Annotated in this window: 8 protein-coding genes; all 8 read right to left on the reverse strand. The window is 51.2% G+C overall.

The window, feature by feature from the left end:
- Positions 1 to 11: 11 nt before the first annotated feature.
- The 8 genes from JAB6_RS17620 to JAB6_RS17655 all read right to left on the reverse strand — a co-directional run bounded on the left by JAB6_RS17620 (position 12) and on the right by JAB6_RS17655 (position 11,428).
- The gene (locus JAB6_RS17620) at positions 12 to 1,001 is read right to left on the reverse strand and encodes a glycosyltransferase family 4 protein (RefSeq protein WP_139143422.1); all 990 of its coding nucleotides are present in this window, start codon (positions 999 to 1,001) and stop codon (positions 12 to 14) included.
- An 85-nt stretch (positions 1,002 to 1,086) separates the two neighbouring features.
- Positions 1,087 to 2,310, reverse strand: coding sequence for a glycosyltransferase (locus JAB6_RS17625; protein WP_161781483.1), 1,224 nt, complete (start codon positions 2,308 to 2,310; stop codon positions 1,087 to 1,089).
- Between the two features lie 264 nt (positions 2,311 to 2,574).
- Entirely contained in the window at positions 2,575 to 4,833 is a 2,259-nt protein-coding gene (locus JAB6_RS17630; protein WP_070303900.1) for a DUF4962 domain-containing protein, read from the reverse strand.
- A 412-nt stretch (positions 4,834 to 5,245) separates the two neighbouring features.
- Positions 5,246 to 6,388, reverse strand: a complete 1,143-nt coding sequence (locus tag JAB6_RS17635) for an acyltransferase (protein ID WP_070303902.1) — start codon at positions 6,386 to 6,388, stop codon at positions 5,246 to 5,248.
- 201 nt (positions 6,389 to 6,589) lie between these two features.
- Positions 6,590 to 7,783, reverse strand: a complete 1,194-nt coding sequence (locus tag JAB6_RS17640; RefSeq protein WP_034751666.1) for an acyltransferase — start codon at positions 7,781 to 7,783, stop codon at positions 6,590 to 6,592.
- Between the two features lie 41 nt (positions 7,784 to 7,824).
- A complete protein-coding gene (locus tag JAB6_RS17645; protein WP_072454473.1) occupies positions 7,825 to 8,571 on the reverse strand; it encodes a glycosyltransferase family 32 protein in 747 nt (248 codons plus the stop codon).
- On the reverse strand, positions 8,568 to 9,836 hold the full coding sequence (locus JAB6_RS17650; protein ID WP_034751668.1) for a lipopolysaccharide biosynthesis protein: 1,269 nt from the start codon (positions 9,834 to 9,836) through the stop codon (positions 8,568 to 8,570). The genes JAB6_RS17645 and JAB6_RS17650 overlap by 4 nt, the downstream gene beginning before the upstream one ends.
- Positions 9,833 to 11,428, reverse strand: a complete 1,596-nt coding sequence (locus tag JAB6_RS17655; RefSeq protein WP_034751671.1) for a hypothetical protein — start codon at positions 11,426 to 11,428, stop codon at positions 9,833 to 9,835. Before JAB6_RS17655 ends, JAB6_RS17650 begins: the two co-directional genes overlap by 4 nt.
- Positions 11,429 to 11,531 lie beyond the last annotated feature (103 nt).

Raw genomic sequence — 11,531 nt, forward strand, 5'->3', positions numbered from 1 at the left:
AATGGAAGGCATCAGCTCAGCAGGAAACGATGTATTTCTTCACCTGGACTGCCGACCTTGGCCAGGCGGGATTCGGCTTGCATGATCGCATCGCTCAATGCTTTCCGGAATGTGGCGTCCTCGACGGCACGCTCGAGGGTCGCGCGCATGGCCTCGACATCGTCATGCGGGACGAAGCCCGGATAATCGCTGCCCAGATAGGCCTCGATCGCCTCATGGCGCGTCGCCACCAGCGGTTTGCGGTTGCGTAACACCCGCAACAGCACGCTTTGCCCGCAGGCCTCGCCCTGGCTTTTCAAGGGCATGGCAACCACGCGGCTGGCGGCAAGCAGGCTCTCGAACTGCGCCTCCGGCAAATCGAGGTGCAGGGTCATGCGCGACTGCGCCGGCACGGCGACATGATTGCGTTCCGCAGCCACCACCACCAGCGGGGCGCTGACGCCCGCCATGGCCTGCAACAGCAAGTCATAGTCGCGGTTGGAATAACCGCCGGCGAACACATAGTCGCCCTCGACCGCTGCCGCGGCGCCGCCAAAACCATAGAGTTCCTGCCGCCACAGGTGAAAATACACGTCTTGCGGCGCCATGCCGACGGCCTGGATCAAATTATCTCCCTCCCCTTTCGAGAAGGCGATAAAGCCCATTCCGGGGAAGCGCAGTGCGCGCCAGAGCAGGTTGAGACCACGGCGCGCCCGCACCGAATGGACGAAACACGCCATTACCAGCAGTTTGCGCGGGCGCTTCACCAGGCCGCAGCGTATCATCGCCAGGATGGGGAGCGCCTGCCAACCGATCAGCAGCACGATATCATCGCTGCCCCACAGCTTGCGCACGCCCCACAGCTTGGGCGACACCATGGCTGCCAGGATCGACAGTTTTCCGCGAAACGACGAGCCACGGCCACGTTCCGGCCCCATGTTACTGACGTGGGCCCCCTGCTGCTGCAGATAGGCGACAACGTCCTGGTAGCCGCCAGCTTGAGAAAGGATTATTTGAATCATCAGAAAACATTTTCAAAAAAACATTATCACATAGCATAGCGACATCGCCTAGCATTTTGCTGCAGTGCACAGAATTGTTACAATATTATGGCTTTTGAGCAACGCCTTCTTTGTACACGGCAGCGAGGCGGCTGGCCAGAACCCGGTAGCTGCGCTGTTCGTCAATAAAGGCCGGGCCAGCGGCCGCAAGCAGACGGGCGGCAGGCAGGTCGGCAAAAATGACGCCGATCTGCTCCGCCATCGCCTCGGCGGTGCTGGCCGCCAGGTAGCCGGCACCGCTGGCGCGCAACACATTTTCCTGATCCGGACTGTCATTGCCCACGCAAGGCATGCCCAGCGCAAGGTACTCGAGCAGCTTGGTTGGCGAACTGTAATCGAACAGCGCGCCGCGCGGCACATAGGAAAGCGCCACGTCGGCGCCACGCAGCAGGGCCAGCGCCTGCAGCGACGGCAGCCAGCCCGTCACATGAATGGCATCGGCAATACCAAGGCGCGCCGCGTAAGCCATCAAGGCGGGCACATCGGATGCCGTCGGCGAATCGCCGATGAATAGCAAGCGTGCCGATGGCTGGCGGCGGCGCAGAAGCAGCAGCGCATCGAGCAGCACAGTCAGCTCGCGCGAACTATCCAGCGTGCCGAGATAAGCAAGCACGGGGACGTCTTCCCAGCCGGCCAGGCGGCGTGGCGCCAATGCATCTGCATGCAGCATTTCCATGTCGACACCCATCGGTACGGCCGTGATCTTATCTATAGCAATACCTCGTTCCACCATCAATTGCTTCATCGCTTCACTTTGCACAAAAACATGGTCTGCCCATTTCAGCACAAATTTGTACAGCAGAAAGCGTTCAACCAGCCCCTTCAGCAACACGATGTAGTAGCGCTTGCCCCTGCCAGCGGCAATTGAGGATCGGGCACGCGCGATGCGTCCTTCACTCATCAGAAATGATACCCAATATGCAAACCGGATACCCTTGCAACGGGCCATAAGCATCGTCAGCAGACCGATGGAGACCATATCTCGCACCTGGATCAAGTCACACTGCTTTTTACTGGTCGCCAATACACGGCCGAGGCACAGCTTGAAAAATGCCCACTCCCGGCGCAAGCGACCGGAATATTCGGCGGGGCGCACCTGTGTCATATAAGCACCTTCCACCAGCTCCCCCTTGCCAGCCCGGCCAACAATGTCACATATCACGCCATGAAGCGGCAGGTATTTACCGAAAAGGGTGGCCACATCGACACGGAAGGTTGGCAAGGGTTCAGGTACAAGTTGCAATAATCTAAATACTTTGTGTGATTTCAAGGCAAACATCCCATATAAGCCCGTCAATGAAAGACGCTGAAGAAAGATCGATGGCAGCTACGCGGCTATCGATCTCAAAGAACAGGCATATCATACCCGCGCCAAGGTAAATAATTAACAAAAAAGTTAGTTTCATTGACAAAAAAATCTCGCCTCTCCCCCACTTTCGCTTGCATTACCATTCCTCATTCGCACATAAAAAAACCTGCCGCAGCAGGTTTTTTTACAACGAATAAAGGATCTTTGGCCTATAACCGGGACTTCCTAGTTCGTAATCATGATCGTCTGTCCTCCAACCACCAACTGCTTGCCAGTGGCCGTGGTGGTTAAAGTAGTCTTCGGACGCTTGCAGCCGACATCGAGCAAAACAATGAATTCGCCAGTCTGCGCAACACCCGTTTTCACAAAGGCACCATGATCTTCGATTTTACCTGGGGCTGGCGGTGGCCCCGAGCGTGGCTGGTAGCTATTGGTCTCGCCGCCCAATGAAGTAATGCACAGGGTACGATCAACTTTGGTAATCTTCACGGCGGTTGCACTCTCCTTCGCGATCGGTCCGCCCGCATGCAGATTCCATTCGAAGGACAACGCTGTTGGCGCGGATAGCTTGTCCACCACCACCACCGCGTCTTGTCCACGCAAATACCATACCTTGCGCACCGCCGAAGTCAACGCTCCACCATAAGCTGGTGTCGCATCACCGGCTGCATAATCCAACGTCGGGGTCGTCGAAAATGCCGTGATCTTGCCATTTCGGCTCAGGTTATTGACGTTATCGTTGATTAGCTGGCCTACGCCATTATTGAACGTAATGGCATTATGCGATTTGGTCTGGCGATACCAAGACATGACCAGCGGCGAATAATAAAAGTCCTCATATCCGGACTCAATCAGCAGACGGCGCCCGCCACTATCGATCACCAGCGAGTTCTGATCGCCATGGCCATGATTATAGGAACCATAGGGACTGGATTTGAAGTACACGGACGTACGAGCACGGTCCGCCAGATTACTATGCATGGCTACCCAACCGATAGTTGGATACAGGGCGGCATTGGGTGGCGGCACAGGCGCCTCAGTCACTGTTTCAACAGGCAGAGGATAAGGCGCCTGAAACAAAGTCAGATCGGCCTCTTCGCCAACGATATTCTTGACATACCAGGCAGCCTGAGGTGTCTTGAAGCGCGATGCGAAACCCTTCAATACAAAATTATAGATATCACCCTCATGCTGATCGCCAAATACCTGTCCTGGCGCACCTGGCGGCAGGAAATGCATCAGATAACGCGCAAAACCATTACTCCACGGCTTGGTGAAAATATTCACTCCAGTCGCTTCAGCCATCGGCTGCCATAACTGCAGGGCATACTCAGTATTAAACATTGCGTAGGAGGTACCATTGGCATAGCCGCCCTCGGGACCACTCCAGGCATACACCGCGTTGACATAGGAACGGAAAGAGAAATCAAACCAGGTAGTTGCAGCAGGGATATCACCCATCGTGAGCGTGGAAATCACTGCCAGATAGCCGAGCGCTATCACGCCATGAGCATCGAAGGGGGTTTGATCTAATCTGTAATTATTTTTGATCAGATCAGCATACATGGGAGTGACCCGCGCAGTAATGGCCGCCATCCAGAGTGCTTTACGCTGCGGATCCTTGTTCAGCTCGACCGATAGCAAGTCCGCGGACTTAGCCAATGTCAACATGATGCTGCGTGTCGCCATATCATGATTGACATAACTGGTCATGCCCGCAGGATCAAGTACTGCCAACTGATCACCACGTGTCAGTGCTTCCTGCAGATACTTGTTTTCACCTGTCAGTTGATACAACAGTGCCGCACCCAACATTTGGTTGGTTGCGCTACCTATGGCTTGAGAAACCTGAGTGACATACGCCGTGCGCGCCGCGGATGGCGTGCTTGTCGTCACTGGCCAAAGTGAATCCGATGGCGCGGCCAGCGCACGGGTGCCACCCGGCATGAGACTGTTGACCTGTGCCGTAAGCCGAGTCAGGGCAGCCCCGCGCGCTGTGCGCATGGCCGGCGTCCATGCACTCAACGGCAGGAAATCTGCGCGCTGCTGGCGAGGGCGAGGATGCGCCAGCACTTTGCTCCTGATTAACTCGTTGTCAGGTACTTCGAACGTTTGTGAAGTGCTATCAATCGAAAAGGTGCGTGGCGTCGACCAATCGGTATTGGTACTGGGACGCACGCGCCAGCTGTACTGGCCGGCACCAAATGCCGTCGTCGGCAGGTAAAAGGTACGCTTGGTCGTGTAAGTGGCAAACACGACACCACTCTTTTGAACTTCAACAACATAGGACGGGGGCGCAGTTGTACCCGGATATTGTGCCCACGCAAACGCAGGCGGGTTTTGCGCCTGTATCTGCCGATCGACAGGCGCAGGCCGGACAATGAACACCTCTTTCGACTCGGCCCAATCAGCCTGGCTGGATCCAGCCATCACACTCAGCGCCAGCCCAAGGCCAACCGAAAAAAATAACTTATGATTAACCATTATTGGCTCCTACAAAAAACAATCGGATGCTACAGGAAGCGATATCGCCGCATCGGGCCTGTCAGGCTGCCGCATAAAATACAAACCGCATAATCTTCATGCATTAGCATCTAAGCGCTATTTCACCTGCTTCTTAATCGCCCAACTATACACCGGATATAAGATTATGGCGTTGTCCGAAGCCAACAATAGTCATAACAAGGGATAAAATAAAAAACTTCAGCACAACAATTGCAACAAACAAAACATTATAAGAAAATTTTATTTCTGATGAAATATTTCAAGATAAATTAAATGCGGCGAATGGAAAATGATAACTTAATGAAAATGTTTACATATTTCACCACATATTCCACAGCGACTAACAACATACTCTGAGAGCATAAAATATGAAAAGAGCACATATCCAATCTTAAGCAACGCGCGGGGTTATCAGTTTTGCAAACACAAACCGTCTCACCGCAGCCGTGTGCCGCTCGGTTAGGGCCCATAGGAGAATCGATGCACCATTAATGGCTAACAGATACAGCGTGAAACGCAGCACCGTATCGTAGCGAATAGGTTGTGGCAACGCCAGCTGGGGATCGAAACTCATGAGGCAAAAAGTCAATGGCAGGTGTAGTGCATACAAAGAAAAGCTGTAGCCGGAAAAAAAATCGGATATTCTTTTCAGATAATTTGCAGGAATATCCTTTGATATCATAACAAGGAAAACCGTAAAAAAACCAAGCGCGAAATCATAACCAAGGGCGTCTGGGTAAATACGTTTAAAAACAATAAACATAAAAAATGCGACAACAAGAAAAAAAGCCGCGAGGTAACGCCGCCGTATATTTTCGTAAAAACAATAAGCAGCCGCCCCCATCATCCAAATTACAAACATCATAAAATAGGTCAACGGCCTCCCCTCATCATTTGGTTTTGCCGAATAAATAAAAAGAAAACCGATAAAAAGAGTCAAAAGCACGCATAAAACTTTTGCATTTCTCTTGAAAACAAATATACCGAAGGCCGCCGGCAATAAGAGGTAATACCAGAATTCATTGGAAATACTCCATAGCGAAAGATTCGTCCCATACTGAAAACCGATAATCATTTGCATGAAGAATGCATTTAGTACAAATGTCTTGATAGAATCCGGTTCCAAGCTGCTCCACCACTCAGGAAAAAATGGAGTGCGGCTGGCCAGCAAAGCTTCTCCTCCACCGTAGCTGAAGGCCAGTCCATCGAGCAAGGCTGTCATTAATAAGGCGGGAAGGATCACTATCCACAATCGGGTCAATCTATCGATGAAATACTTGAACGAATCGAAGCGTTGTGATCGCATTGCCTCGATGACTGGCCCGCCAATCAGGAAACCACTCATGACAAAAAACATGATGACCGCTTTGTGGGCTCCGGAACTGCACAGGCCCACCAGCCATGCAAGCGCACCACCTGTGCCTTCCGCATGGTCAAAGAAGAGGTAATTGGCATGCCCGATAACAACAGCTTGGGCAGCCAACGCACGCATTACGTTGAGCCAAATTGACGTATTCGAAGGAATTCTCTGCATAGACTAGCTCGACTAACGAAGGTTAAAAAAATTCGCCTCTCAAGCTGCAGGCATTCGGAGCCTTGCAAGCAGGGACATCGGCAACGATACGTTGGCCATCAGGCGGCACGCCACCCACTATCGGCCAACTGCTTTGTCCAAGACGGGTCAAACGCGATTCAATTGGTAGCGGGCGTCGGCCGTACTTTTGCGGTAAGCGCCTCAGACACTTGATTTGGCATGACGGGATACCCGGCGAAAATATGCTGCTACTGCATTGACGTGTCGCATACCCGGCTGCTCGATGAGTTTAAATGTCATGAAGCAAATACATATCAGTAACGGAGTCAACAACAAGATGACCGACCAATGCAACAAGGGAGAAAATGTCATGGCATGTTCGCGACCGATTACAAAATGAAACGTCACGAACAGCAACAAACCATGCAGCAAGTAAATGCTATATGCGAATTCACCGAAAGTGCGTGATACGGCAGTATGCAGCGTGCCAAATATGCTGGTCCCGCCCGCAATCATGGCAAAGGCGATGGATAGAAGCAATAATGATCCAATTTCATGCGCGGAAGCAAAGGCCAGGCAAGCGGTTCCGATACATACAACGGTGAGAATGCTTGCAAGCCGGCTTGCACAAAATCGGCAAAAGGTAGGTAAAAGAACTAACACGGCAGCAATCATTCCCGCCAAGAATGCCAAAAAGTGATGTACAGGGGCCTGCCTTATTATCGCAGCTGCCAGCACAGTCAAAAATACCAAGATACTTGCTAGCAAATACGGCCACGGCGGCATGATGCGCAGGGGTAAGGCCAATAATGGTAACAGGAGATAAAACAGCCATTCGTATGGCAGCGACCATGTGACGCCGGCCATAATATGAGTGGTATTTTTAATACCGTTCAGGTCTGGCGCCTCCAGCGCGGTAAACATCAACCATTGTGCGGCATGCTTCAATAACGTGGGCAATGTTTCCTGCATGCGAAAACCAGAAAGACAAGCGACCGTTATAAACAAGAGCACCATGGCAAACAGATACAGCGGTGTCAGGCGCAAAATCCGGGAAATATACAGTTTCCCCCAGTCTACTCCCCGACCACGTGCAGCAAGTAGTTTTGCATAAAACAAGAAACCAGTAATCATGAAAAACATGGCAACGCTGGCATGTCCAAAATTTGTATAGAGCGGTGATGGCGGTACGTTCCATGCACCGTAGCGCACATAAAAGTACCATATGCAAGCATGGTGCAGAAAGACAAAAAATGCCAGGTAACCACGCAAGCCATCGATCGCTCCATAGCGTCCGGCAAGTGGTGGTGCCCCCCATTTTTTAACAATGAGAGCACAACAAAATAATGCCAGCAGCAGACTCGCCACGGCAGGCAAAAAACTTACAACGTCCATTATTACTTTCAGAACAAATATAGAAATATGGCCTAGTGTCGTTAAGCTGTATGAGTAATACTGTTTACGTGGTCAAATGGCTTAAAGGAAATATCCCAACGACGCTGCAGCGCCATGCGTTTGACTATCTTGAAGATCAGCCGTTTAACGCGGCTGTCCACCCACGATGCTTTCAAACCATAGTGATGGATGCCAATAGTCTGAGCGGTAATATCGCTGTACATCAACTGCATGGCGTTCTGCGAATTACTGCGATCATATGGATTAAACGGATAAAAAGTAACTGGATCCAATTGCGTGCTATTCCCGCCGAGATCAAGCTCCACCGCTTTTTTCAGCACCACCGGTGATGTGGCAAAGAGCCGCTGTTTTATCAATTCACCCAAAATCAGTTCACGGGCAGTCATCATCACAGGATTGCCGGCTTCGCATGCGAGAAACCCGGTACCATAACCCGCCCCCACGTCCTTGCAGGTTTCGCGGGCCATCAGGCATCCATGCAAGTTCAGCACAAGATCGAGTGAAGTAATCAACTCCAGATCCGTATCGAGGTAGATACCACCATATTTGGACAATACGTCAAAACGTACCCAATCGGCAACGAAAGCCCATTTTTTTTGAATGATGGCCTCTCGACAATAATCATTGTCGATATTGGCATTGTCCTCATTCCATAATTTCAACTCATATTCTGGACAATATTTTTTCCATGACTCAACACAGCGACGGTGCAGTACACTCATCTCACCACGGCCAAACCAACAGTAATGTATAACTTTAGGAATCATTGATTTCTCAGAGCAATTTTTCGTAGCAAGATAATTTTGATTGCAGCGACGAATGTGACGTGAATCAGAAAGGAAAGTACCGCACCAAACAGGCCAAAATACATCGTCAATATTGACAACTCCAACAAATACAGAAGATTTGTGCCTACTGAGATAATCGTCGATTGGCGCAGCTTTCCCAACGCCCAGTAAAACGAATGCGTTGTCACGAAAGTGCCAGCCATCACAGCCGTCAAGAGAACCACTGCGAACTCCAGCACATAATCTTGCAGTACAGGAAAGACCAATGGCATCCAGATAAATTTACTCAAATAACAGATGGCACCAGCAGAAGCAGTTACCACAAACAGCATCTTCATCGTCTTGATCCACAATTCGAACGCCCCCTTCAGATCGCCTGCATTGGCACAGGCAGCAAACTCGGGAATCGATGTCGAATAAAATGGCGCCGTGGCCATATTGACCAGCGAATAGATACGCTTCAAGATACTGAAAACGCCCAGGTTGTAACCCGGCAGTGTCAATCCAATGATGATACGGTCGAGTTGCGCCACAGGTAAATCACAGATCGCCTGCAAGGTACCCCATTTCCCCGCCTCGATCAGGCGTGCCGGGCGCAAATCAGTGCAGGGCAAGGCACCGTCAATGCCGCTACGATTGCGAAAAATCAGCACAAACAACACCACACACCGAATGACCTCCGGCAGTGTATAGGCCAGCACCATACTCGACAGCGTGGGCTGATACCGGGACACTACGACCAATACAAGTAGCTTGAGTAAATTGGCCAGGAAACCCGCATACATCAACACCTTGTATTGATTGACCAACCGGAAGTATGCGGTATGGGTACCAATGACGGGAAAAACCGCAGCCAGGGATAGTAACAATAAATTTACAGTGGAAAACTCTTTCAATTGGGGCAAGGAAAACAGAGTCAGCCCCGCCACCACCAGTATTACAGCAGCCATCGCGAGCATTTCATAGCGTAGGCTTCTTACAACGGCGACACGCAAGGTGGCGGCATCAATTTTATGCCCCGGCATGGCTACCAGCATGCCTTGCCAGTACTGAAATCCGCAGACGGTAAATACCGCCAGAGCGATCGATTGCACAAGTACCAAATGACCATATGACTCCACGCCCACAATGGCAAGCATGACAGGAATGGTAATAACGCTCACTCCGGCTCCAGCCACATTCAGCAAGAACATCATGGAGCTATTTTTGACCAGGTTATTAAATACCTTGCTCGATACAGTCATGCCAGAACGCCATGCGGGGTGTGGCCCGGGGTGCGCTGGGGAGGCAGCTTCGCCGAATCAGCTGCAGGCTTGCCATACCGAGAAAATTGAACGATACAGCCTAGCGAAAAATAGCACAGCAACTGTATGGAGGGTTCATCAATCATGGTCCGATTGTAGATCAGCGTACTGACAAGCAATATCAGGGTCACAGTACTGGCATCAGCCATCGCCAGGCGCTCGGGACCGGCTTGGCTGTGCGCCACATACCGTGCGCCTTGCCGTATCCCCAATATGAAAATGGAAAGATAAACCAAAGTTCCCAGTATGCCCACATCCCAAAGCAAGCTCGCCAGTCCAGTTGCGCCAATTTGCAAATTACGATAACGTGCCGCGACATAGCCACGCCCAACGTTCTGACTCGTTGAACTTGCGCTGGGGCCATAACCAATCAAGCGTTCCTGGATAGTCGGAACCGGATCCTGATACCACAGCGCCAACGACGCGCCGCGACTAATTTCCCCTGTAACATAATTGATGCCATTGGGATCCACCACATAGCCACCGACACTGTTGACCTTTTCTTCCATGGTGTCGGTTTTCGTATGGCTCCCCCAGTACAAGGCGTGATAAGCCATGAAGATGCCAGAGCTAATACTGCACATCAACGCCACGAACATAACGAAAACCAGGATATTTTTCAAAACCTTACGCCGCACCACCCAGAACACGCCAAGGGGCAACCAAATAAAGACCGCCTTCACTTCGCCCAGCAGAATAATAGCCAGGCCAATGATGAACATGCCAACCACATGCGAAACCGGAGTGATGCCTTGTACCCACCGCGCTAGCACGTAGAGCATCGCCACAACTGTAAACAGCACCAGTACTGGGCTCATGTTGCCACCGAAAGAACCCACTACGCTATCCCAGCCCATGGACGCTATATTAAAAAAATGCTGGTACAGAGCCAATGGCAACTGTGCCACCGCAATCACCACGATCCCTCCCCACAGTACAAGCAAACGCCGATCAGACCATTGAAACCAGTACATGGCAAAAAGAACGCCAAACATGGGCAAACAGAAGCGTAGGACGGAAATTAACTGAACGGTGGACGCATGGCCCATAAAAATACTAAACGCATAGAACGCCAGATAAATCCAGGCTGCAGCAACAATACGCGTGGCGCCGGAAAAACTGTCACCGAACTGATCCTTGACCAAATGATTGGCCAGTGTTTTTTCCAGAATCGTCCGGGCGAAGAAGAGCGCAGCCAAGCCACTGGCCATCCAGGTCGCCAGACGCAGATTGAAAAAATATTGTGCCGTGCCAGAGACAAAGAACACAACTATAAACAATAGCGGCAATAGTTTTTTAGTATCGACAAACAGCAGGATCGGTATAAAGATTAGCAAGCCAGCCAACATGATAGTTAGCTGAATCGCTCCCAGGGCGATGACCATTCCAAGCAAAAGCGCCGTCGCTAATCCAGCCAGGGCCAACAGGACAGCAGTAAAGACAGGCATGCCCTGCCTGGCCTTGCGACGCTGGGACTGCGCATTCCGCGCATTACCTGTCCTCAACCCCAGTTTATGGATAGAAAAACTCATATGTGTTCCATACACAGCGCGTACGCTGGACTCAATAATGTGAACCGTTAGAAGTACTGTCTGCTGTAGCGATTAGCTATGCCAGCCAATCGCGTACAGCGTC

The sequence above is a fragment of the Janthinobacterium sp. HH104 genome (assembly GCF_001758715.1).
In the GTDB taxonomy this organism is placed as follows: domain Bacteria; phylum Pseudomonadota; class Gammaproteobacteria; order Burkholderiales; family Burkholderiaceae_D; genus Janthinobacterium; species Janthinobacterium aestuarii.

Excerpts from the sequence above, each read along its gene's own strand:
- JAB6_RS17620 (WP_139143422.1), bottom strand. The coding sequence starts at position 1,001 with ATGATTCAAATAATCCTTTCTCAAGCTGGCGGCTACCAGGACGTTGTC.
- JAB6_RS17630 (WP_070303900.1), bottom strand. The coding sequence starts at position 4,833 with ATGGTTAATCATAAGTTATTTTTTTCGGTTGGCCTTGGGCTGGCGCTG.
- JAB6_RS17635 (WP_070303902.1), bottom strand. The coding sequence starts at position 6,388 with ATGCAGAGAATTCCTTCGAATACGTCAATTTGGCTCAACGTAATGCGT.
- JAB6_RS17640 (WP_034751666.1), bottom strand. The coding sequence starts at position 7,783 with ATGGACGTTGTAAGTTTTTTGCCTGCCGTGGCGAGTCTGCTGCTGGCA.
- JAB6_RS17645 (WP_072454473.1), bottom strand. The coding sequence starts at position 8,571 with ATGATTCCTAAAGTTATACATTACTGTTGGTTTGGCCGTGGTGAGATG.
- JAB6_RS17650 (WP_034751668.1), bottom strand. The coding sequence starts at position 9,836 with ATGACTGTATCGAGCAAGGTATTTAATAACCTGGTCAAAAATAGCTCC.
- JAB6_RS17655 (WP_034751671.1), bottom strand. The coding sequence starts at position 11,428 with ATGAGTTTTTCTATCCATAAACTGGGGTTGAGGACAGGTAATGCGCGG.